Origin of the sequence: Eubacterium sp. OM08-24, from assembly GCF_003438075.1 — a bacterium.
Lineage (GTDB): Bacteria > Bacillota > Clostridia > Oscillospirales > Acutalibacteraceae > Ruminococcoides.
The window spans coordinates 199667-223632 of sequence record NZ_QSTA01000003.1; the positions used below are offsets into that span (position 1 = coordinate 199667).

At 38.9% G+C, this 23966-nt stretch carries 23 protein-coding genes, 1 tRNA gene and 2 rRNA genes; 10 read left to right on the plus strand and 16 right to left on the minus strand.

Annotation, left to right across the window (positions count from 1 at the left end; genetic code table 11):
• Positions 1 to 143 precede the first annotated feature (143 nt).
• The gene (locus DXC23_RS07600) at positions 144 to 1415 is read right to left on the minus strand and encodes an ABC transporter substrate-binding protein (protein ID WP_117705517.1); all 1272 of its coding nucleotides are present in this window, start codon (positions 1413 to 1415) and stop codon (positions 144 to 146) included.
• 15 nt (positions 1416 to 1430) lie between these two features.
• A complete protein-coding gene (locus tag DXC23_RS07605) occupies positions 1431 to 2678 on the minus strand; it encodes an ATP-binding protein (RefSeq protein WP_117705518.1) in 1248 nt (415 codons plus the stop codon).
• A 237-nt stretch (positions 2679 to 2915) separates the two neighbouring features.
• Here DXC23_RS07605 and rrf (DXC23_RS07610) point away from each other — a divergent pair.
• Positions 2916 to 3032, plus strand: a 5S ribosomal RNA gene (gene rrf, locus DXC23_RS07610).
• Between the two features lie 661 nt (positions 3033 to 3693).
• Positions 3694 to 3810, plus strand: a 5S ribosomal RNA gene (gene rrf, locus DXC23_RS07615).
• 356 nt (positions 3811 to 4166) lie between these two features.
• Here rrf (DXC23_RS07615) and DXC23_RS07620 read toward each other — a convergent pair.
• From DXC23_RS07620 to DXC23_RS07630, 3 genes are all read right to left on the minus strand, one after another.
• Positions 4167 to 4415 carry a hypothetical protein gene (locus DXC23_RS07620; RefSeq protein WP_117705519.1) on the minus strand — a complete coding sequence of 83 codons (249 nt, stop codon included), beginning with the start codon at positions 4413 to 4415 and terminating at the stop codon, positions 4167 to 4169.
• A gap of 5 nt (positions 4416 to 4420) precedes the next feature.
• Positions 4421 to 4951, minus strand: coding sequence for a DUF6591 domain-containing protein (locus DXC23_RS07625; RefSeq protein WP_117705520.1), 531 nt, complete (start codon positions 4949 to 4951; stop codon positions 4421 to 4423).
• A 125-nt stretch (positions 4952 to 5076) separates the two neighbouring features.
• Positions 5077 to 6135, minus strand: coding sequence for a serine/threonine-protein kinase (locus DXC23_RS07630; RefSeq protein ID WP_158552493.1), 1059 nt, complete (start codon positions 6133 to 6135; stop codon positions 5077 to 5079).
• 57 nt (positions 6136 to 6192) lie between these two features.
• Between DXC23_RS07630 and DXC23_RS07635 the strand changes: the two genes are divergently transcribed.
• Positions 6193 to 6615: a hypothetical protein gene (locus DXC23_RS07635; protein WP_117705522.1), complete on the plus strand. Its 423-nt coding sequence runs from the start codon at positions 6193 to 6195 to the stop codon at positions 6613 to 6615.
• A gap of 773 nt (positions 6616 to 7388) precedes the next feature.
• Here DXC23_RS07635 and DXC23_RS07645 read toward each other — a convergent pair.
• The 8 genes from DXC23_RS07645 to DXC23_RS07680 all read right to left on the minus strand — a co-directional run bounded on the left by DXC23_RS07645 (position 7389) and on the right by DXC23_RS07680 (position 13548).
• On the minus strand, positions 7389 to 7850 hold the full coding sequence (locus DXC23_RS07645) for an ATPase (RefSeq protein WP_117705524.1): 462 nt from the start codon (positions 7848 to 7850) through the stop codon (positions 7389 to 7391).
• A gap of 19 nt (positions 7851 to 7869) precedes the next feature.
• Positions 7870 to 8373, minus strand: a complete 504-nt coding sequence (gene coaD / locus DXC23_RS07650; protein WP_117705525.1) for a pantetheine-phosphate adenylyltransferase — start codon at positions 8371 to 8373, stop codon at positions 7870 to 7872.
• Complete coding sequence (gene rsmD, locus DXC23_RS07655) at positions 8373 to 8957, minus strand: 16S rRNA (guanine(966)-N(2))-methyltransferase RsmD (RefSeq protein WP_278286547.1); 585 nt, start codon at positions 8955 to 8957, stop codon at positions 8373 to 8375. The genes coaD and rsmD overlap by 1 nt, the downstream gene beginning before the upstream one ends.
• Before the next feature lie 71 nt (positions 8958 to 9028).
• Positions 9029 to 10873, minus strand: coding sequence for an excinuclease ABC subunit UvrC (gene uvrC / locus DXC23_RS07660; RefSeq protein WP_117705527.1), 1845 nt, complete (start codon positions 10871 to 10873; stop codon positions 9029 to 9031).
• A 360-nt stretch (positions 10874 to 11233) separates the two neighbouring features.
• Positions 11234 to 11497: an HPr family phosphocarrier protein gene (locus tag DXC23_RS07665; RefSeq protein ID WP_022234867.1), complete on the minus strand. Its 264-nt coding sequence runs from the start codon at positions 11495 to 11497 to the stop codon at positions 11234 to 11236.
• 243 nt (positions 11498 to 11740) lie between these two features.
• Complete coding sequence (gene trmD, locus DXC23_RS07670; protein ID WP_117705528.1) at positions 11741 to 12436, minus strand: tRNA (guanosine(37)-N1)-methyltransferase TrmD; 696 nt, start codon at positions 12434 to 12436, stop codon at positions 11741 to 11743.
• Positions 12426 to 12941: a ribosome maturation factor RimM gene (gene rimM / locus DXC23_RS07675; RefSeq protein WP_117705529.1), complete on the minus strand. Its 516-nt coding sequence runs from the start codon at positions 12939 to 12941 to the stop codon at positions 12426 to 12428. Before rimM ends, trmD begins: the two co-directional genes overlap by 11 nt.
• 70 nt (positions 12942 to 13011) lie before the next feature.
• Positions 13012 to 13548 (minus strand): TetR/AcrR family transcriptional regulator, encoded by a 537-nt coding sequence (locus DXC23_RS07680; RefSeq protein WP_117705530.1) that lies wholly within the window; start codon positions 13546 to 13548, stop codon positions 13012 to 13014.
• A gap of 240 nt (positions 13549 to 13788) precedes the next feature.
• Here DXC23_RS07680 and glgB point away from each other — a divergent pair, with 240 nt between their 5' ends.
• Complete coding sequence (gene glgB, locus DXC23_RS07685; RefSeq protein WP_117705531.1) at positions 13789 to 15861, plus strand: 1,4-alpha-glucan branching protein GlgB; 2073 nt, start codon at positions 13789 to 13791, stop codon at positions 15859 to 15861.
• A 756-nt stretch (positions 15862 to 16617) separates the two neighbouring features.
• Here glgB and metG read toward each other — a convergent pair.
• A complete protein-coding gene (gene metG / locus DXC23_RS07690; protein WP_117705532.1) occupies positions 16618 to 18564 on the minus strand; it encodes a methionine--tRNA ligase in 1947 nt (648 codons plus the stop codon).
• Between the two features lie 233 nt (positions 18565 to 18797).
• Entirely contained in the window at positions 18798 to 19457 is a 660-nt protein-coding gene (locus tag DXC23_RS07695) for a DUF4230 domain-containing protein (protein WP_158552495.1), read from the minus strand.
• Between the two features lie 481 nt (positions 19458 to 19938).
• Here DXC23_RS07695 and DXC23_RS07700 point away from each other — a divergent pair.
• From DXC23_RS07700 to DXC23_RS07725, 6 genes are all read left to right on the plus strand, one after another.
• Positions 19939 to 20015, plus strand: a tRNA-Met gene (locus tag DXC23_RS07700).
• Positions 20016 to 20157: 142 nt separating this feature from the next.
• Positions 20158 to 20421 carry a hypothetical protein gene (locus DXC23_RS07705; RefSeq protein WP_117705534.1) on the plus strand — a complete coding sequence of 88 codons (264 nt, stop codon included), beginning with the start codon at positions 20158 to 20160 and terminating at the stop codon, positions 20419 to 20421.
• An 81-nt stretch (positions 20422 to 20502) separates the two neighbouring features.
• Positions 20503 to 20706, plus strand: a complete 204-nt coding sequence (locus DXC23_RS07710) for a hypothetical protein (protein WP_117705535.1) — start codon at positions 20503 to 20505, stop codon at positions 20704 to 20706.
• Between the two features lie 11 nt (positions 20707 to 20717).
• The gene (locus DXC23_RS07715) at positions 20718 to 21005 is read left to right on the plus strand and encodes a hypothetical protein (protein ID WP_117705536.1); all 288 of its coding nucleotides are present in this window, start codon (positions 20718 to 20720) and stop codon (positions 21003 to 21005) included.
• Positions 21006 to 21096: 91 nt separating this feature from the next.
• Entirely contained in the window at positions 21097 to 21297 is a 201-nt protein-coding gene (locus DXC23_RS07720) for a hypothetical protein (RefSeq protein ID WP_117705537.1), read from the plus strand.
• Between the two features lie 223 nt (positions 21298 to 21520).
• Positions 21521 to 22981, plus strand: a complete 1461-nt coding sequence (locus DXC23_RS07725) for a hypothetical protein (RefSeq protein ID WP_117705538.1) — start codon at positions 21521 to 21523, stop codon at positions 22979 to 22981.
• 126 nt (positions 22982 to 23107) lie between these two features.
• On the opposite strand, the gene DXC23_RS07730 is transcribed toward DXC23_RS07725, so the two are convergent.
• Positions 23108 to 23845, minus strand: coding sequence for an SDR family oxidoreductase (locus DXC23_RS07730; RefSeq protein ID WP_117705539.1), 738 nt, complete (start codon positions 23843 to 23845; stop codon positions 23108 to 23110).
• Between the last annotated feature and the right edge of the window lie 121 nt (positions 23846 to 23966).

Below are 23966 nucleotides of genomic sequence, written 5' to 3' on the forward strand. Positions count from 1 at the left end.
GCATAAGAAACTTGACCTGAATTTTTATTATCTCTTTTTGGTATAGAGCATTGATAATGACCTGTTTTTCTTAAATTCCAAAACAGGTCACGAAAAACTCGTGACCTGTAATTAACTGTTGCGTTGTAAACAGTGAAAAAGCGTTAAGCCTTTGCCTTAGCGTCACTCTTAAAAAGTGCTGTAAGAGTTTTAGTATCGGCAGTGCCCGACTGAGTAAGACCGCTTGCTTTCTGGAACTCCTTTACAGCCTTCTGAGTAACCTCGCCGTAGTAACCTGTTACATTTCCCTTATCGGTAATGTAACCAAGGTCAAACAAACGCTGCTGCATAGCTTTTACATTATTATTTTCATCGTCAAGTTTAAGTGTAAGACCACTTACCTTTATATTGTACTGACCTTCAACCGAACCGTTTGACGCAGCGGCACCTGTTGTGGTTTGTGCACTTGACTCTGCCTTTGTGGCGGTAGTAGCGCCCTCAACTGCTGACGGTACAACCGACTCAGAGGTATCCTCTGAACTTTTCTTTACTCTGTCAGGATACATAAAGTTCATAATCTTGTTAAGAGTAAGCAAAGAGGTTGTACCCATTCTGCTCATTTCTTCCTTTGTAACCATAAGAGTTTGTTTATTTTTCAAAGCCTTTAAGCCTTTAAGATCCGAATCATTCTGAATAAACTGCAAAGTTTCCTCGTCTGCATACAGAATATAATCAGGATTTGCAACCTTTAAAATCTTTGTGTCAATCTCGCTTTCAGACACATTTACAGCCGCATTTACCGCACCTGTATATCCTAAAAGCATATCGCCGTATGTTCCGCTGTGCAAGGTGTTGAGCTTGTCGCCGTTAAGATACAGGTAGCAAATTGTTTTGGTTACATTGCTGTTTGTTTCTGCCTTGCAGGTTTTCATAGCATCAATGAGCTTTTTGTAAGAATCCTCACCTGTTCGTGCGCCGTCAACTGTGCCGCCGAGAACCTTGCCCAGTGTGAGATACGCTGTTTCAAGCTCTGTTGTAGTTTCGGGCGATGCAATGGTAAGAACCATAATGCCTGCGTCTGTAAGCTGTTCCTTGCAGTTTTCATCAAGAGTATCATCTGCAAAAACAATATCGGCAGCATATGATTTAATTTTCTCAACATCAGGAGTTTTTGCCGAACCTACGCTCGGAGCAACCGACAAGAAATTCTGAGTAACCTCGTCACTTCTGCCCACCATTTTTGTAGCATATCCTAAATAAGAAATAATGTCTGCGGTTTCATCCGAAAGCACAACAATGTCCTTTGGCTCTGTTTCAATAGTAATATCGGCAACAGAAACAGGATAATTTTTATTGTCACCATCACAACCTGCAAGTGTTGCACAAGCCGATGCGGCAAGTGCCGTTGCAAGAAAAACTGAAACGATTTTTTTCATATTTACCTCCGTTTATCAGCAAAATAGAGATTCAATGTAGTGCTTTGCACATCTTGGCGAACGACCGCCTCTTGAAAGTGCAAAACGCTCAGCACCTGCCTCAAGCTCTTCTTGTGAAAGTTTAACTCCGTTTTCCTTGGCAAGTGCAAATACAATATCAAGAAATTCTTTCTTTGACGGAGCAGAGTAGCAAACCGACAAACCGAAACGGTCTGAAAGCGAAAGTGTTTCCTGCATATTGTCACGAGTATTTATATCGTCATCTGTACGATCCGCAAAGCTCTCTTTTACAAGATGACGGCGGTTTGAAGTTGCATAGATAAGTGCATTGTCAGGACGAGCAGCAATGCCGCCCTCAAGCACTGCCTTAAGGGTAGTGTAGCTCTGGTCTTGTTTTTGGAAAGAAAGGTCATCAATAAATATGATAAACTTCATCGGCAATGTTGCAATTTTGTCAACAAGAATCGGGAAGTCAATAAGTCTTTCCTTAGGAATTTCAACAATTCTCAAGCCGTCCTTGCGGAATTCATTTGCAATAGCCTTAACGGTAGAGCTTTTTCCTGTACCCATATCACCGTAAAGCAGGCAGTTGTTGCAAGCCTTACCCTCAATAAATGATTTTGTATTGCCGACAACAATATCACGCTGTCTTTCATAGCCTGTAAATGAATCCATATCAATTTTGTCAGGGTGCAAAACAGGCTGAATGTCACCGTCACGCCAAATAAACGCTTTGTAACGGGCAAAAATACCACAGCCGTTTTCTTTATAATATTTAGCCACTTTTTCAAGTGAGCCGTCAAACATCTTAAAGCTCTCGGCGCACTCGCCGCACTCCCATTTTGGAAGATGCTCGGCAACACAACCCATATCGGCAACCGTAGCAAGATCATTTGACGCACAATAGCTCTGAATAAGCTCCTGCGAGGTGAGTGACGCAGCATTTAAAATCGCCTGACAATCACGCTTTACCGCCTTTAATAAATTGTCGGGAAGTGTGTTGTACTTGCCTGCTGCCGCAGCTCTTGTAAAGCAGTTCTCATCAAAGAGAGCAGCCTCGGTAAACGCATAAGCAAGGCGGTTGCTGCAGCCTCTTTCGCTTATAAGCGAGAAAAACTCGCCGTATGCGCTCAAAAACTCCTCAGGCTTTTTATCCATAGAACTTAATAATTTGTAATATGCTTTTGGTACGCTTCTGTTTAAAATTCCTCTGAAAATTGAGAGGGACGAAAGCGAAAATAAAATTTCTTTTGCTTTATTCATAATTCATCAGTCCATTCGTATTAATTGTACGACTTTTTTGGTTTTAAGTCAATATTTCCGCAAAAAATATGGCGTTATATTTCTCTTAAAAAACTAAAATTAAACAAAAATCCCGTAAAACTCGGATTTTTAAAAAGTTTTTAAGAAAAAATTAAAAAATTTCAAAAAAAGTGTTGACAAAGCTATCTTTATGCTGTATAATATCAACTGTTCTCTTGAGAGAGCGCAAACAAAATAGTTGGTGTTGATGACGCTGAGGGTCCACCTGTTCCCATACCGAACACAGAAGTTAAGCTCAGTGGTGCCGAAAATACTTGGCTGGTGACGGCCCGGAAAAATAGGGAGATGCCAACATCTAATGTCCATCCGAATGGGTGGACATTTTTATTTTGCTTTTTAATATTGTGGGTCGGCAACACCCACAATACTTTTATGCTGTCGCAGATATACGATAGCCAAACGGCTTGCCTTTTGTTGAGTTGGAACATAAAGGTGTAAAACTTTTAATTGCGACAACAACAATAAAAACATTTACATAGAACTTAAGCCGTCATTGTTTGCAATGGCGTCTATTTGTTCTGATCATTTCTTTATTAAAAGGCTCTCACCTTTTTCAAACTTCGTCTTAGCTCGCAAACCGCAAAGCTGTTTGCGCCTCTCACCTACATTACAAATAAAATCTTGCTTTGTAGTATTTTATTTTTTAAGTATATTGTAATTTAACTTCAAGTATAATTTCATAACAGAATTATAGTATTATTTTTGCATAATCGAAAATAATATTTTTTTCTCATCTCTCCCCTGTCTAAATAAAAACTTGCATTATTACTATGCAATTCATAAATTCAGTAGTTTATTGCATTATTTTCCTATCAACAATATATATTTAAAATAGCAATATTTTGAGTTTGATTGTGATATTATAACTTTTTAAAAAATTTGTAAAAATGTGTTGACAAAGTGACGGCATAGTGATATAATCAATACTGTTCTCAAGAGAGAACCCAATTAAATAGTTGGTGTTGATGACGCTGAGGGTCCACCTGTTCCCATACCGAACACAGAAGTTAAGCTCAGTGGTGCCGAAAATACTTGGCTGGTGACGGCCTGGAAAAATAGGGAGATGCCAACATCGAAGTGTCCATCCAATAGGGTGGGCATTTTTTTGCTTTCTGGTTCTTTGTCAATAGTTGGGGTTAAAAACAGAGTTATCAAGGCTTCCACTTGAGGTGAAGCCTTTTTAGCTTGATAAAATTTTTACGATAACATCATTACCCCAACATTTAGAATAGAACCCATTTACTTTCATTATTACGGTTAAAAATAACGGTTTATCGGATTATCGGTCGGGCAACAAGTTAATAGCCACGCTACTCAAACCACTAATTTGCCACTTTTCAAGGGCAAATTAGCCACACCCTCAAGCTTTGCATTATTCAACCAAAAGGCAGTCAAACCTAAAGCAATAGGTCTGACTGCCTTTGTGTATCAGCTGTTAAAAATATTAAAAAGAATTGCATACACATATGATGAGCTTGTTTTTGCCAATTTTGCAAAGCTCGGATCTTTTAATTTTTCAACAGCAATTTCTATTTCTGCTTTTGTAATACGCCAATTTGCCTTTGATATATAAATACAGCCTCCCGAAACAATATATGTGAATTTATTTTTATTATACATCTCTATTTCTTTTCCGCTGTATCTTACAATTTCATCCCATATTTCATTAAGGCTCATTATTATCATTCCGCAACTTCGGCGAGTTTCTTTGTTACTCTTGAAGTAACATCAATGTAATAATCCAAATCTGCCTTTGAAAGTGAGTCCTCATCAATATTATCTATTTTATCAACCATATCAGCATATTTAGACATATACTCAGTGTAATCTTTCATAAGTGAAGCAGGATTACTGCTGTTATTATACTTCTTCATAAAATCAACATATGAATTCATAAAGTCCTCGTATGCGTCCATAGTTTCTTTAAAATCAGGATCGACTGTATCGGAATCCTTTTCCTCTTCTTTGGAACTTTCTTCTTCCTTAGAGCTTTCCTCTTCCTTGGAACTCTCCTCTTCTTTAGAGCTTTCCTCCGCCTTGGAGCTCTCCTCTTCCTTGGAGCTTTCATCTGAACTCTGCGAAATCGTTATATCGGGAATGCTGATATCGCTTGTATCTTTTTTCGCTCCGCAGCCTGTAAAAACCATAGTTGCCGATGCAGCAACCACCACTGCAATAAATGTGCATAAAACTTTTTTAACGGTATTCTTCATAGTTATTTCCTCCTTTTGGTAAATCCGTTGACCTTATTATATAAAAACAGCATTAAAAAAGTGTATGCTGACAGCATACACTAATAAAAAAATTTTATGATAAAATAAATGTATAATAAAGGACATTATACAACAAAATTGTTGTATACGGGCATACTAAAGAAAATACTTACTATCGCAAATATTCTGAAAAAGGTCCGCCTCGTCGGCTTTTTAAACCTGCCGATTATAGGCACACACCGTTGAAACCCGAAAATATCGGAAAAGAATGCAATAGGAATAAAAAACATAAGCATAACCATAAGCGTTACGGGAAAAATTTTCAGTAAATCATAATGGCAATTATCACGATACAGCATTGCTATAAAAGAAAACATAAGGAAATACAACACACCTGCAACAATATGAACAGCCATATTATCGGTGCGAAATCCGGGAATATTTTTCCAAAATTTATCAACAAAGGTCAAGCCTTTTACCCTTTTTCTTTTTAAAGACGAGCTAAGCTCCTCTATGCTGTCAAACCTCAGTTCGGGATTGAAATTTGTGCATTTCAAAATAATATCGGCAACATCGCTGTTGTGATACAGTTTTTCGCTTGGAATACACCCCGTAAGCATATAATTCAACAGCACTCCAAGTGCGTAAATATCGGTCTTGCTGTCACTCTGTCTAAATCCGAATTGTTCGGGTGCGGCATACCCCTCGGTACCCAGCACCTGAGTATCATGTTGTGCGTTATTTCTATGAAATCTTGAAATCCCAAAGTCAATTATCTTGACAACACCGACATTACCTATGATAATATTAGATGGAGTAATGTCACGATGAGTGATTTCGTGCTTGTGAAGTTCGCTCAGGCCGTCACATATTTGACGAGCAATATTTACGGCATAATTTTCTGTAAATGTTCCTCTTGCAACCAGCTGTTCGACCGTACCGCCCTGCACATATTCCTCAAGAATAACGCAGGCATTGTTGTCTATGATGGCATCATAAACCTTAGCTATGTGATTGTTATTTATTTTACTTACGGCATTGTGCAGGTCAAATTCGTCAGCGGGCATAACCTTTTTTACCATTAACTGCCCTGTATTGCGGTTGCGTACAAGCTGGGTTGTACTGTTAAAATTTGTAACCACATTGCACTGCCAAAGAGAAAATTTGTATTCAAAATCGTCCATTACCTCACCCACTTTGTTTAATACTAACATAATTTTACATAAAAAGGAAGATACAATTTGAAAAAATCTACTGATGAACTGCTCAATATTTTAAAGTCAAAGAATAATCTTGATGACTACTTCAAAGAAAATTTAGACCAACTGCAATATACAACTCTGCCACAAATGCTTGAAAGCATATTACAGAGCAAAAATATGAGCAAGTCAGAGGCACTCAATAATTCAATGATAGAAAAGCACTACGGCTATCAGATTTTTAAAGGGGTAAAAACACCGTCAAGAGATAAGCTGATAATGCTATGTATCGGCATTGGAGCTGACCTTACGCAAACTGGAAGGCTGCTAAACAGCATAAAAGCCGCACCGCTTTACGCAAAAGACGGCAGAGATGCTGTAATAATGTTCGGCCTGCTGCATAAGCTCAGCATAATTGACATTAACCTTATGCTCTACGACAGAGGCTTTGATGTGCTCGAATAACCTTTGATTTTATTTATTATATTTTCCTGTAACCCAGCTATCGGATTTCACCTTTTCATAAAGTGTGCCTGCATAATTGCGGCACACTTTTGTTTTTGGGAAAACTCCAACAAATTGCGATTTAAGTTAGTTTCAGTCGAGCATCGAATTGAGGCTACAATAAGATTTTCTGCCTTTAAAACTAAAAAGTTTGGTCAACCTTTTCAAAGGTTGTGGGTGTGGGCAACGCCCACAAAAAGCTGTAAATCACCGCAAATTTTAATAGCAAAACAGTTTGCTGTTTTGCGGCTTGAACATAAAGGCATAAATAAGCCAAATGCGACAGCAACAAAGGAAAAGGCTCGCTACTAAACTACTAATTTGCCACTTTTTAAGGGCAAATTAGCCACACACGCAAACTTTTTCGTTCTTTATAATATCTTTTCTCTAAGACTGCTAAAGTGCAACTTTCTTGCTCTCTGCCACTCATTAGTCTTAACTTTTTCTTTACTTTAAAGTATTGATTAATCTAAAGTTTAGTTATGCTATTGCGCAATTTCAACTGCCTGCTTTTTATTAAAAATAAGTTCGTTTTTATTATTTTTTGGGCTCTGCCCAAACCCGCAATCCTTTAAAAAGGGTTGACCTAAATTTTAAATTTATTAAGCAAAACTTTGTGCGTTAAATCACTTCCTCCACAATAAAAAACACTTAACGTAAAATGCCCGACCTCAGAAATTCTGAAGTCGGGCAAATTTAATAAATTTTGCAAGCGAGCTTTTTATTTTACAGGATTACTTCTGTGGTTTCTGCTGCTCTGAAAACTTTGCTCTGGTTCTCTTTACCACCTCAAGCTGAGAAGTAAGAGTTTCCTCTGTGGTCTTTAAAATGCTGTCTGAATAAACATTTGTGGCTGTACGGATTTCCTTTGCCTTTGCCTTTGCATCGTCAACAATTTCCTTAGCCTTTACCTTAGCCTCACGAACAAGCTCGTTCTGGTTAAGAATTGTCTTTTTGCGCTCCTCGGCATTGCGAATGATATTTTCAGCCTCTTTCTTAGCCTCTGTAAGAATTGCCTTTCTGTCGGCAACTACATTTTTAGCCTGGCTGATTTCAGACGGCATTGCGTCCTGAATCTGCTCGATGATATTATACATCTGGTCGCTGTCAACCATTACCTTACCGCCCGAAAACGGTACTGACTTAGCTGAACCGAGAATGTCCTGAAGCTCTAAAATCAAATCATCAATTTTCATATTTATTATCTCCTTTAACTTAAGGTTTTTTACTTTTATTGTCTTTGTAAAGTCTTTCGACAATTCTGTCATGTATCATTGGCGGAACAAAATTGCTTATGTCGCCGCCGAGAGATGCCACTGTGCGCACCATACTTGAACTTAAATACATTGAGTCCGACTCGGCTGTAAGGAATATGGTTTCAAGCTGCGGATTAAGCCTTTTGTTTGTAAGCGCCTGCTGAAATTCATACTCAAAGTCAGACACCGCCCTTAATCCCTTTACGATTGCGTCAACCTTGCGCTCCTTGCAATACTGCGCAAGAAGTCCGCTGTAACACACAATTTCAACATTTTCTATGTCTGCGGTTGATTCCTTTAAAAACTGTATTCTCTCCTCTGCCGAAAAGCTCGGGGTCTTTTTTTCATTGGTAAACACACCGACTATAACCTTGTCAAACATATTTGCCGCACGCCTGATAATGTCGATATGTCCCAGCGTAACCGGGTCAAAGCTGCCCGGACAAATAACCGTTTTTTTCATTATATAAAATCCTTATGTCTGAATGTGCTTATTTTTATTTTACCATAGCGATATTCCCTGTCAAGTACAAAATCGCCGTAATTTGCCGAAATTTGTTCGTCAAGGGGATTTTCTGCAATAATAACTCCCGTATCCCGCATATTCTCTGCCACAAGCGGAAGTGCGTCCTGCAAAATACCTTTTTTATACGGCGGATCTAAAAAAGCTATGTCAAATTCGACAGTATTCATTGAGAGAAAGCTGCGGTAATCCATTGCAAAAACCTTTGCCTCTTTGTCAAACTTAACCGAGCTGATATTCTTTTTTACAACATCAAGCGATTTTTTAGATGCGTCAACAAAGTAAGCCGAGCTTGCGCCCCTGCTTATTGCCTCTATGCCCATTTGTCCCGAACCTGCAAAAAGGTCAAGGAATGTATGCCCCATAATTTCAAACTGAATTATTGAAAATACAGCCTCTTTTATTCTTTCAGTGGTAGGTCTTACATCTTCACCCTCAAGGGTTTCAAGCCGCCTGCCCTTTGCTGTTCCTGTTATTACCCTCATATTATCTTCCTTTTTTCGTATAAAGCATAATAATGCCATTACGGTTGTATATTCTTTAATATTACATAATTATAACATATTATTACAAAAATTACAACATTTTTATTAATTCAATTTTCTGTCGATTTTTCGGCTGAATGAAAGTATCTGTAAACCGCTACCGCCGCATTTTTTGTCATTTGCGGACATCCCTCAAGCTCTTCCAAATCAGCCTTTGAAATATTGTCAATGGTTCTGAAATACTTGAGCATTGCCCTTGCTCGCTTTTCGCCGATTCCCTCAATTTCGGTAAGCGAGCTTTTAAAGGTATTTTTACTTCGCCTTTCATGGTGATAGCCAATGGCAAAGCGGTGCACCTCGTCCTGCATTTTACTTAAAAAGGTAAACAACGCCCTGCGTGAATTAACAGAGATTTCTCCGCCGTCACCCGTAACCGCTCTGGTGCGGTGCTTATCGTCTTTAACAAGTCCGAAAAGCGGAACATCAATATTCATCTCCCTAAGCACCTGTTTTGCTACGGCAACCTGTCCTTTACCGCCGTCAAGCAAAATAAGATCGGGCAGCTTTCCAAAGCCGTCATCTGCCTTTTCCGCCTTGAGATATTCGTTAAATCGCCTGCCGATAACCTCTGCCATAGATGCGTAATCGTCCTGTCCGTCAAAACCCTTTATCTTAAATTTTTTGTAGGCACATTTATACGGCTTGCCGTCTTTGTAAACAATCATACCTGCTACATTTTCCGTACCTGCAAGGTTAGAAATATCATAGCTTTCGATGTATGACGGTATTTTTTCAAGGCCCAAAAGCTCCTTTAATTCCTCGAGCACGCTGTATTCCTTTACGGTTGCGCCCTTGCGCTGAGCAAGCTCCTCGGCAGCATTTGAACGGCACATCGCCATAAGCTGAGCCTGCTCTCCCCTTTGCGGAACTGTAACATACACCTTACTGCCTCGCTTTTCGCTTAGCCAATCCTGCATAGCGGTCAAGCCGTCAAACTCCTTATCAATGGCAATATTTTTCGGCACATCACCACGAATTGTATAGTAACGCAAGATAAATTCTTCGGTTTCGCCCTCACTGTCGCCCGAATCAAAAACAAAGCTCTCTCTGTCAAAAAGTCTGCCGCCCTCAAAGCGGAACACCTGAAAACAGGTTTTGTGTCCGTCAGAAAAGCTTGCAATAACATCTTCGTCAAGTACCTTGTTGGCAACAACCTTTTGCTTGTCGCCCATCTTTTTAATGGCGCTGATTTTATCACGGATTCTTGCGGCTCGCTCAAATTCAAGATTTTCTGCCGCCTCCTCCATTTTCTTCGTGAGGTCTTTAACCGAATTTGACGAACCGCCCCTAAGAAACGAAAGCGCCTGTTCCACGCTTTCGTTGTAATCGGCAAACTTCACCTTGCCCGTACAGGGAGCTGTGCATAGCTTGATATGGTAGTTAAGGCAAGGTCTGCCCTTACCGAAATCCTGCGGAAATTTACGGTTACAGGTCGGGAGCATAAAGATTTTGTTAGCCTCCTCAACGGCGCTTTTCACATAGTAACTGCTCTTGTACGGGCCGATATACTCTGCACCGTCATCATTCTTTTGGAGAACATAAGAAATTTTGCGCCACTTGTCGCCGCTCACCTTAATGTAGCTGTATCCCTTGTCATCCTTAAGCAGAATATTATACTTTGGTGTGTGCTGTTTAATAAGACTGCACTCAAGAATGAGCGCCTCAAACTCGCTGTCGGTTATGATATATTCAAAATGGTCAACATTGTCAACCATACGGCGCACCTTTTCTGCGTGGTTATTCTGCGAGCCAAAATATTGGCTTACACGATTGCGCAAAGCCTTTGCCTTGCCGATATAAATAATTTCTCCGTCAGCCGAGTGCATAATATAAACACCGGGCAACAGCGGTAAAGCCATTGCCTTTTTGCGGAGTATTGACATTTTAGGATTCATATTGCTCTCCTTTGTTTGTTGCAAAATCAGAAATTATAGGGTTAATAATGAGTGGCGGAGAAGGGTACGGTGGAATACATAACAATAGTATTAGTATTAGTATTAATATTAGCTATTATAGTAGCCATAAAAAATAATCGCCCTGCTGTCTGGAAAACTCGGGCGATTACTTTTAATTAAACGATTTTTAGGCTAACCGCTTTAATACGGTTTCCTTGTAACTATATTATATATTATTCATATTTCAAAGTCAATATAAAGTCAATATTATAATTATTAGCCTGACGAATTTTCTGTCAGGCTTTTTTTGATAAAACAAAAAGGGCGGATAATCCGCCCTAAAATTTCAAAAAGTATGAATTACTCAGCAAAACCTGACTCAACAAGTGCTACAAGGCCGTCAACAGCCTCAGTTTCGTCTGAACCGTCAGCAATAACCTTGATTGTTGTACCGCCAATAATTCCAAGTGACAATACACCGAGAAGGCTCTTTGCGTTTACTCGTCTTTCTTCCTTTTCTACCCATACAGTTGACTTGTACTCGTTAGCCTTCTGAATGAAAAATGTAGCCGGGCGAGCGTGTAAGCCTGCTTTGTTCTGTACTAATACTTCCTTAACATACATTTTAAAATCCCTCTCTTGCCATATAATTTAACCCGTTTTGTAATCCGACTGCTTTCTGCAATCTTTTAATAAATATTATAGTATTTTTTCAAAAAAAGGTCAATAAGTTAAATAATTTTTGGTTCATTACTCACATACAAACAAAATTTCAAGTCGGTAGTTGTGCAATATTACTACAAGATAAATTGAATTATATTAAGTATTGCTATATATTATTTTATATATGCAAATTATTGCTGATTTTTAATCCTGATTTTCAAGCCTTTTGAGCAGCTCGGGGCGCTTTGCTCGTGTTACCTCTATGCTTTTTTCCTTTTTCCACTTCTCAATGTTTGCGTGATGACCGCTCAAAAGCACTTCGGGCACTTCTTTACCTCTCCAAACCGACGGCTTTGTGTACTGCGGATGCTCAAGCAAGCCGTTAAAATGGCTCTCCTCGGTAAAACATTCGTTGTTTGAAAGTACACCCGGCACCATTCTTGAAAGTGCGTCCGTAAATACCATTGCAGGCAATTCACCGCCTGTCAGCACATAGTCGCCTATTGAGATTTCCTCGTCAATAAATTCGTCAAGCAAGCGCTGGTCAACACCCTCGTAATGTCCGCATAAAATACACACATTCTCTACCTCGGCTATCTCCTTGAGCCTTTGCTGAGTAAGAGTTTTTCCTTGCGGCGACATATAGACAAAATACGGTCTTTTGCCGATTTTCTCACATATATCCTCAAAACAAAGTGCAATCGGCTCGGCTTTCATCAGCATACCGTTTCCGCCGCCGTACGGTGTATCGTCAACTCGTCTGTGCTTGTCAAAGGCATAATCTCTGAGTTGGTGGCAGTGAATTTCAAGCGCACCGCTTTTCTGCGCCCTGCCGATTATGCTGTCGCCAAGTACAGGTGTGAACATTTCGGGGAATAAGGTTATTATATCAATCCTCATCGTCAAATATTCCTTTCATAGGACGAATAAGCACATATCCGCCGTCAACATTTGTTTCGGTAATAACCTCGTCAATAACAGGCGCAAGGTACTTTTTGCCGTCTGCATCGGTAATCTCGTAAACATCGTTTGCACCCGTACGCAAAACATCTGTGATTTTGCCGTAAACTGTTTCGCTGTCGGCGTCCTTTACCTCAAGACCTATCAAGTCCTGCACAAAGTTTACACCCTCGTCAAGCGAAATGTCCTCTCGGTCAATGTAAACTATCTTGCCTCTCATTTTGTCGGCCTGCTCGATTGTGTCGATGCCGTCAACCTTGCAAAGCACAATGTTCTTGTGCGGGCGTGACTTTACCTTAATGCTCTCTCTGCCCTGCTCGTCAAGGTACAGCTTTTTAAAACAGCACAAAAACTCCGGACTGTCGCACCAAGGGTCAATTCTGAGCTCGCCTTTAATGCCATGAGTACCTACAATTTTTCCGCTGTCAAGAAATCTTTTTTTCATATATACACCATCCGTAATTTTCTTTTATCCGATTACATATTCTAACATATTTTTCGGCTGTGGGCAACTATTATATATGACTGTGCATACTAATAAAAATCTCGCTTATAAGGTCGGCAATGTATTCCTCGCTTTCAGCCATTCCGCCTCGCACCCACTTTTTAAGAATACTCGATACTCCGCTCTCCGTAAATGTATACATATAGTCGAGCTTAGTCTGCTCAATATCCTTTTTGCCAAATGCCGTACAATACTCCTTTTTCAGCTCCGCATACATTTCGTCAAGCAGCTTTGTAGGAATATTATTTGTAAAAACTATCTTGTAAAAATCGGAATACTTGCGCACAAACCTCACAATGTATAGGAAATTCACCTTGCCGTTTTGAGTGAATTTAGTATTGTAATCCCTCAGCTCCTCAACATAGCTTAACTCTATTTGCGAAATCATATCGTAAACATCGGTGAAATGGTGATAAAAAGTAACCCTGTTCACTCCTGCCTGCTTGCATAGCGAGGTTACGGTAATTTTGCTCAAAGGCATTTGCTCAAGCATATCAAAAAGTGTCTGCTTGAGTGCCTTAGTGGTATTTTTAACTCTTTTATCCATAAAATTTCACCTTAGATTTTTTGTAAAAATAAACAAATTTTAACCATTTGTAAAATAATTTACATAAAAATTAAAATTAAGTCTTGTATATTTGTGTAGAATATATTATACTATAATCAGATAATTAAATCAAGGGAAACACTTTAAAAGCATATTGTATAAATTACAGATTAATCATGGCAAAAAGCAAGCAATATGCGCCCTTTTTCCCAAATTTCTTAAAGAAAAGAGGATAAATAAATGGCTTTTAGTTTAAATGACGAAAGAACTCCGCTTGAACAGTTTTTGCAGGGCGAATCTGTTACAGCTTATGAATTTATGGGCTCTCATTTTGTAAACTGGGGCGACAGGGACGGTGTTGTGTTCAGAGTATGGGCACCAAACGCACTTTCCGTATCCGTTGTAGGTGATTTCAACGATTGGAACCCCGATGCAAACTATATGTATAAAATCGACAATTCAGGCGTATGGGAATTGTTTATTGAGGGTGTATGGGAATATGCTTGCTACAAGTATTGCGTAGAAACTCCGTCAATGCAAAAGGTTATGAAAACCGACCCGTATGCTTTCCATTGCCAGACAAGACCTGACAATGCATCTCGTGTATATGAAATTCACGGCTATGAATGGAACGACAGCGAGTGGCTTGAGCATAAGAAAACTCACCCACACAAGAACGCTCCTATCAATGTATATGAAATGCACGCAGGCTCATGGAGAAAATATGAGGACGGCAATGTATTCAGCTATAAAAAGCTCGCCGAGGAGCTTATTCCTTATGTAAAGGAAATGGGCTATACTCACATTGAGTTTATGCCTCTTACAGAATATCCGTTTGACGGCAGCTGGGGTTATCAGGTAACAGGTTACTTTGCGGCAACTTCCCGTTACGGTACTCCTAAAGACCTTATGTATTTTGTTGACAAATGTCATCAGGAAGGTATCGGCGTTATTCTTGACTGGGTACCTGCTCACTTCCCTAAGGACGAGCACGGTCTTGGCAGATTTGACGGTACAGGCTGTTATGAATATGAGGACTGGAGAATCGGCGAACATAAGGAATGGGGTACATATATCTTCAACTATGCCCGTTACGAGGTAACAAGTTTCTTGCTTTCATCTGCTATGTTCTGGCTTGACCAATACCACATTGACGGCATTAGAGTTGACGCCGTTGCGTCTATGCTCTACCTCGACTACAACCGTAAAGACGGCGAGTGGCTTGCAAATATTTACGGTGGCAGAGAAAACCTCGTTGCTGTTGACTTCTTGCAGAAACTCAACACTGTTGTGCATATGTTCCACCCTGAGGCAATGATGATTGCCGAGGAGAGTACAGCATGGCCGAATGTTACAGGTTTCCCACCAAAGGATATGGGACTTGGATTTGACTACAAGTGGAATATGGGTTGGATGAACGATATGCTTTCATACATCAGCCTTGACCCGCTTTACAGGAACTACCACCACGATACGCTCACATTCAGTATGGTTTACGCATTCAGCGAGAGCTTTATGCTCCCTATCTCGCACGATGAGGTAGTTTACGGCAAAGGCTCGCTTATCAATAAAATGCCGGGACTGTATGATAATAAATTTGCAGGCGTAAGAGGATTTCTTGCGTATATGCTCGCTCATCCGGGCAAAAAGCTTATGTTTATGGGCAGTGAACTCGGACAGTTTGACGAGTGGAACTCTACCGAACAGCTCCAGTGGAACTTGCTCGGATACGAAAAGCACCGTCAGCTTAATCACTTCTTTGCAACAGCAAATAAATTCTATTGTGACACACCTGCAATGCACGAAAACGATTACGATTGGAACGGTTTTCAGTGGATTGCGCTTGATGATTACAAGCATAGCATTATTTCTTTCAGAAGAATTGCTTATGACGGAAGTGAAGTTATTGTTGTATGTAACTTCCAGCCAATGCTGCGTGAAAATTACAAAATCGGCGTGCCAAAGTACGGCGTATATAAAGAAGTTCTCAACTCAGAGGCAGAGGAATTTGGCGGCTGCGGCATAGTAAACGAGGGCGAAATTAAGGCTCAGGATGTGGCAGACCACGAGTTGCCGTATTCAATCAACATTACTCTTGCTCCGCTTTCTGTAATCTACATTGAGCTTGACAAGGAACTGCCTGCACCTGAAAAGCCAAAGAAGAAAAAGACAACAAACCGCAAGGCAGCCGCACTCAAGAAAGCAAAAGCAGAAAAGGCTGCAAAGGCTGAATCAAAGGAAGATACTAAAACAGAAGTTAAGACCGAAGAAGTAAAGGCTGAAGAAGTTAAAGCTGAAACTGTTGAAGAATAATATTTGATTTGGCAAAATCAGTATATCAAGGTCATTTTTGTCCGACCTCTTTATAAAAGGAAATGCAGATAGGGTTCACCTTATCTGCATTTCCTTTTTGGCTTGTGCGTTTAACACACAAAGTTTAGTTTAATAAATCCAAAATTTAGGTCAACCCTTTTTAAAGGGTTGCGGGGTTGGGCAGAGCCCATAAAATAATAAAATTGCACGGATTTTCAAAAAAACAAATAGTTGCAATTATATTATAAAATAACTAAACCTTAGAGTAATCAAAGCTTTAAAAAAAGCAAAAGTCAAGACTAATGAGCGGCAGAAAGGTAGAAAGTTACACTTTACCCTCAGTAGAGAAAAGATATTCTAAAGGATACAAAAGTTTGTAGGTGTTGCTAATTTGCCCTTGAAAAGTGGCAAATTAGTAGTTTAGTAGCGTAGCTTTTCCTGTGTTGCTGTTGTAATTTTTAGGCTCTCGCCGATGTGTTCAAGACACCAAACAGCAAGCCGTTTGGCTACTAAAATTTGCGATAGCATAAAACATTTGTGGGCGTTGCCCACACCCACAACCTTTAAAAAGGTTGACCAAACTTTTAACTTCGAGCAGAAAGTTTAACTTTTGCCGTACTTTGTTGCCCGACCAAAAATGCACTAAACCATATTACCCGAACTTTTGATAAAGAACCAATTAAACCTAATTAACCAAAAAATTCCCGATTACAGCAAAAGCCATAATCGGGAATTCAAATATTTTATCTAATAAAATCAGCTGATTTTTGAGCCTGTTTCCATATCGTCCACAAAGATAACCTTAACATCTTCACCGCAGGTAGCAGCAAGAATCATTCCGCAGCTTTCAACGCCGCAGAGCTTTGCAGGCTTGAGGTTTGATACAAGAATAATCTTTCTTCCGATAAGCTCGTCAGGTTTATAGAATTTTGCAATGCCCGAGGCAACTGTTCTTTCCTTTACACCGTCAAAAATTGTGAGTTTTAAGAGCTTTTTAGCTTTCTTAATCGGCTCGCAAGCCTTAATCTCGGCAACTCTGAGGTCAACCTTGCAGAAATCGTCAATGCCAATCTGAGCCACGCCCTCGATTTCTTCTTTAAGCTTTGCTGTTTTTTCGTCAACCTGTTCGTTGTTTTTGATGATAGAGTTAAGCTCCTCAATTTCCTTTTCAACATCAATTCTCGGGAACAAAGCCTCGCCCTTCTTGACTGTTACATAAAGCGGAAGAACACCGAATTTATCGGCATTTTCATAAGTAGCACACTTTTCACAAGCGCCAATCTGCTCAAGTGCCTTTGGCATTGTGGTTGGCATAAATGCAGAGAGAAGTGTAGACGTAATTCTGATTGTTTCAAGTAAATTGTAAAGTACGGTTGCAAGTCTTGCTTTCTTTGTTTCGTCCTTTGCAATTACCCAAGGTGCGGTTTCATCAATGTATTTGTTTGCACGAGAAACTACCTTGAAAATCTCAGCAAGCGCATTGTTAAGCTGAGTTTTGTCCATAAAATCATCAACGCTTGACTTGAGTGCAGTAGCTGTTGCAATGAGGTCATCGTCAAACTCGCCGCTTTCACGCTCTGTCGGCAATGTACCGCCAAAGTATTTTTCAACCATTGCAACTGTTCTTGATACAAGATTGCCAAAGCCGTTTGCAAGGTCAGAGTTGATGCGGTTAATCATTATCTCGTTAGAGAATGAGCTGTCTGCACCAAGTGCCATCTCACGAAGAATGTGATAGCGGATAGCGTCTGCGCCGTATCTTTCGCCAAGTACAAACGGATCTACAACATTGCCGAGCGACTTGCTCATCTTCTGTCCGTTAAATGTAATCCAGCCGTGAACAGCAAGGTGCTTTGGAAGCGGCAAATCGAGAGCCATAAGCATTGCAGGCCAAATAATAGCGTGGAAACGCATAATATCCTTTGCAACCATATGCACATCGGCAGGCCAAAACTTGTCAAAATCATTGTAAGCGTCATTGTAAAAACCAAGCGCCGAGATATAGTTAGAAAGTGCGTCAATCCACACATATACAATATGCTTATCGTCAAAAGTTACAGGAATACCCCACTTAAAAGTAGTTCTCGACACACAAAGGTCCTCAAGACCCGGCTTGATAAAGTTGTTTACAAGCTCTGTTGCTCGGGTTTTTGGCTGTAAATAATCTGTTTCTGTAAGTAACTTTTCAATTCTGTCGGCAAATGGCGACATTTTAAAGAAATATGCCTCTTCCTTTGCCTCGGTAACCTCTCTGCCGCACTCCGGACATTTGCCGTCAACAAGCTGGCTTTCAGTCCAAAAGCTCTCACAAGGAGTGCAGTATTTACCCGAATACTCGCCCTTATAGATGTATCCCTTATCGTAAAGTTCTTTAAAAATCTTCTGAACAGTCTTGATGTGGTAATCATCGGTGGTTCTTATATATCTGTCATAGTCAACATTCATAAAGCTCCAAAGGCTCTTGAAGTGCTCAACAATTTCGTCAACATATTCCTTGGGAGTTACACCCTTTTCGGCAGCCTTCTGCTCAATTTTAAGACCATGCTCATCAGTGCCCGTAAGAAACATTACATCATAGCCCTGCATTCGTCTGTAACGAGCGATAGAGTCGCAAGCAACAGTTGTATAGCAGTGTCCGATATGCGGATTGCCTGACGGATAGTAAATTGGTGTCGTGATGTAATACGGTTTTTTCTGACACATAAAAAATTCCTCCCTTTTCAGCAAATGAGCTGTATATATTATTATACCAATATTATACAAAAAATGCAATAATCAAAGTAAAACTAAACGGCAAAAAGTGTAAAACCTCTTTTTAAATCCGACAGTATAACTTGATTAATAATTTTTGCTTTTCCCATTTTACATAAATGAAAAAGCCCGATTTACACCGAACTTTTTATTTTTATTATGTATTTTTCAATAAATATTTTTAATTACATAAATTCAACTTTGTATTCATTAAAGCAGCCAAGAAAATTAGTAATAACATTTTTGGCGTTATCTTCTACTGTATCATACAGTCCCTCTGTTTTTGCTTTTTCAAGTCCATCTTCTTTTATTTCCTCAATCAATGACTGATACTGTTCAAAATCTATCGGATTCAATATATTGTTTTGCTCATTGCAAACCATACTATCATCCCAATATATTTGATTACTGTTTATTTGTATATCAGGCAATGATACATATATTTTTTTACTGTCATTGTCAACCCTGATATTTATATCGTCCACATTGTATCCTGCCTTAACACTACCGGTACAAGTAAGCTCCACATGGTTTGTTGTACCAAAAACAGGAATATCGTCAAACATATGTCGGGTATAATCCTTTCCCTTTGTTACCTCATACTTTCCCTCGCAAAAGGTCAGCTCTCCGATTTTATGTATAGTAGCCTTAACATCATCAACAGTTACCCTTGCCTTTTCGGTTTCTCCGGGAAGTTTTAAATCAAACGCACTATCGTTAGTAGCCGGTACGGTTTTTGCTCCGCCCAGCGGATATTTGCCTAAGTAGTAACCTCCAAAAAAGGCAGCTATAATTAAAATCAACGGAATTACTTTTATAAAGATATTTTTTAATTTTTCCATCATTATATGATCCCCACTTAAATCCATGCAGTAATCAGCGTAAACAGATAAAATGCTGCAACTAAGCCAATAATTATTAAAGCGATTAAAGCGATATTTCTGATTATTTTCACTTTTATTATCCCCCTTAAATTGTTATCTTTAAAATTCAGCGTATTCCCTTTCTAACGCTAAATTCACAAATCAGCCAAAATAACTAAATTAATTTCATTTTACCACACAACTCGCAAAACTTCAACAATATACAACAATAGCTTTTTGTATTCAATATATTTTATAAAAGAATATCATATTTATTAAGCATAGCTTTAATTTTTGTGTTGCAATCAATTCTCAAAAAGCATTGATATGAGCAGTAATTTTTGATATTGTAAAGTACAGATAAAAATTTATAAGAAATTTTTAAAAAAGGCTTGACAACGGGATATAAAAGGTGTATTATAATAGAGCTGTAAAGATAAAGCAATAAGCAATATCTAAATATCGCGGGATAGAGCAGCTCGGTAGCTCGTCGGGCTCATAACCCGAAGGTCGTCGGTTCAAATCCGGCTCCCGCAACCACTAAAAAGTCGCTTAAACACTAAGTTTTAGCGACTTTTTCTTTTTTGTAAATATCTTTTTTAGTGCACTCCCTTAGTGCACTTTTGGAGTATGGTGTAGCTACATCCCCCTATCGCCTATACCTAATATATATGAGGTGTTTTTGGATGCAATTGAGCATATGATTCAAGGTAATGCTCGAGAAATATATATAGCAACACTGTATTTTGATACCTGTATATTTAAGGAAGAAAGTCAAGATGCTGCTTTTTTTATAGATAAACAGAAAATTGCGATAACAAATCATAGAAAAGAATTAAATTTTCCTATTACATTTGACAATGGGATGATTAAAAAAGAACCACTGAAGAATATTGAGAATTTCAACAAATATTATATTAAAAAATATAACTTTAGTATTATATAGTTGTTAAACGATATTAAGAATGATAAAAGAAATAATGTTAGTATTAAAATATATTAGCTTTTGTGACAAAACGAGGAAAAAATGAATTTAAAATACGGAATTATAGAAATTAACGGTGAGATTTTTTGTCCCGGATATACATTTGATGATTTTCAAAAGTCTGTCTTTTTTGAAGGTCAAGATGGAGTCAGAGTTATAAAAATAAAAGACATAGTTTCAATTAACGAAAAATTAATGGTAAGACAACGGCTGTCACATATGTATCTTCAAAGCATCATGATTTAACACTTCAAACAATGTATTCGGGCAAAAATAAAGGAAGCCTTGCCACTACGCCAAGTGGAAAAATTTCCTACTCGCAAACGTCCGAAACGCTTAGTGGTACAGCTTCTACTATAAGTTTATTACAAGAGAACAATAATGTCAACAAAAAAATTACCCAAAGCAAGCAGTTTGTAAGGTGGTTTGGTGATTGGCAGAATAAGCCGAAAACTGCAAGTAAGGTTGTGGACGGCAACGGTGAGCCTCTTGTAGTGTATCACCAGACGGGATTTAATAAAAGAAGCAATAGCTTTAGAGAATAATAATCAAGTTGGTTTTTATTATTTAGACAAAAAAAGAACTCAAAGTATAATTAAGAAGACAGGGTACCAATTACCCTGGAGACTTAATAACTTGAGTTCCAATATCATTATACGCAAAATTGATAGCAATGTCAACAAAAAAATTACCCAAAGTAAGCAGTTTGTAAGGTGGTTTGGTGATTGGCAGAATAAGCCGAAAACTGCAAGCAAGGTTGTAGACGGCAACGGTGAGCCTCTTGTAGTGTATCACCAGACGGGATTTAATAAAAGAAGCAATAGCTTTAGAGAATAATAATCAGGTTGGTTTTTATTATTTAGACAAAAAAAGAACTCGAAGTATAATTAAGCATGAAGGGTACCAATTACCCAGTATACTTAATAACTCGAGTTCCAATATTATTGTACGCAAAATTGATAGCAATGTCAACAAAAAAATTAAAAAAATTACCCAAAGTAAGCAGTTTGTAAGGTGGTTTGGTGATTGGCAGAATAAGCCGAAAACTGCAAGCAAGGTTGTGGACGGCAACGGTGAGCCTCTTGTAGTGTATCACCAGACGGGAAATGATTTTACAGTATTTGATACTAAGCATACCGGTGCGGGTGAGTTTGACAGCGAAATGCCGACAGGAATATTTATGAAGCCGACAAGTGATAATATTGGGCTTAGAGGAAACAAGCAAATGGCTTTGTATGCAAATATTCGCAATCCGCTGACTGTAAATAACAGGGCGGAGCTTGTGAGGTTTTACGAAAAGAATATTGACGGATACAAAGAAGCAAGAGAGAATATAAACGATATTGACAGTGAGTATGAGGCAAGCAAAAAGGCAAAGTCGCTTATTGATGACTATTTCAGAAGCAGTAATTATGACGGCGTGATTGTAAACAATGATGTCGGCAGCTTTGGCAGGAGCACAAAAACATATATTGCATTTGAGAACACTCAGGTTAAATCTGCAACGGATAACATTGGAACTTTTGACGGAAAAAATCCTGATATAAGGTATTCGATTGATGATACGATTCAGAGTGAAAAGTATGATAACCTTGAAACTCTTGATGATAAAGAAATCAAGGTGTATAATAAGCGTGGATGGGCATATGGATTGTTTAACAGGGAAGACATGAAGCTGCTCAACGAAAAATTCAGTGAATTAGACAGACACTTAAACAGCAGGACAGATAATATGCTTGCTGACGGTACAAGAATTGTTGAGGTAAACAACAAAATTGTGTCGATTGGAGGAACATATAATGATCCTGAAATTTACAGTGTGCTTCTTATTAATGCTGAAAATGAAACATATGCAGAATATATAAAAGGAGATGTGTTTGATGAAATCAAATGCAGAAAATGTAACAATGTTGGAATGCTTGAAGAAATCTTCAGAACTGTTGAATTTGTGCAAGGAAAAGAAGATGCCAGATTCTATAATTCGTTTGATTATAGATATAAAAAGGGGCGAAGGGATTCAGGGGAGAGAGCAACGCTACCAGGCGATTTTAGCCGTTACGGATATAATAAAGAAAGCAACATCAGAGGAACAAGTGATGCAAATGCTAAAGGAGAAGTATCCGCAGTACAGTTAGATGAAGATACCTCCGACATAAAGTACGCAACAGACGATACCCTGAATGATTGGCTTGATGATGAAAGCACACCGCAGGGAATTGACTACGAAAAAGTAGTTGAAAAAAATCCTGTAATAGCAGTAGCGAAAATATATAAAAGTGCGGCACAAACTGCAAAGAGCGGACTTGCACAGGGAAAGAATGTAAAACTTGATGAGAAAGAATACCTAAGAATTGCCGGAAGTATAATGCAGACATACGGTATAAAAGGCAAGTATAACCCTAATTACAAGAAAGAGCTTGCAAGTCAACTTAAGAATTTTGTTGACAGCATAGGAAAGAAAGATGCGAATTTTACAGATTTATTTGAGGAACTGGTAAATGACTGCAAGGGCGGTATTTGAAAATGGTTGGCTTAATTAGATTTTTAATTTTCCGCTTGCCTTATGCAAAGCAAACAGAAACGCTACACATACACAAAAGCCTGAGTGCATACCACAATCGGTGCACTCAGGCTTTGCTATTCCTATTTATATAATAAAACCGCCGTTTACTCCGAGAATTTGACCTGTAATGAATTTGGCTTTATCGGAGCATAAAAACAGCGCCGCATCTGCAATATCCTGTGGCTGACCGAGGGTATTAAGCGGAGTTTCCTCTTTCAGCTCGTTTACGGTCTGCTCATCAAAGCATTTCATCATATCGGTCATAACAACACCGGGAGCAATGCAGTTTACACGAATCTGCGACAAGCCTACTTCCTTTGCAAGCGCCTTTGTAAGACCGATAACTCCTGCCTTTGCCGCACTGTAATGCACCTCGCAAGACGCACCCACCTGCCCCCACATTGAGCTGATATTAAGAATTACACCGCTATGATTTTTAATCATAAAGCGCTTTAAAACCTCTCGGCAACAGTAAAAAACGCCGTCAAGATTTGTGCCAATCATTTTATGCCAATCGTCATCTGTAATATCGGTGAATAATTTTTGCTGAGCAATTCCGGCATTATTAATAAGCACATCAACATTACCAAGCTTAGCCGCTATAAAATCAAACATCTTCTCCACTTCTTGCGATGAGGAAACATCGGCTTTAACCGCCAAGGCTGTCACATTAAATTTCTCTTGAATTTTATTAGCAAGCGAAATTGCCTTTTTACTGTTGTGATTATACTGCAAAACCACATTGTAGTTATTGCTTGCAAAGGCAAGAGCGATAGCTGAGCCTATACCGCCCGATGCACCTGTAATTACGGCTGTTTTCATAATTATATCTCCAAACTTTAGATTTATTACAGATAATTATATCATCAGAAAAGATAATTTACAATAAAACTTTGTGTGCGTTGCCCACAGCTACAACTTTTAACTTCTTGTTTAGCAAAAT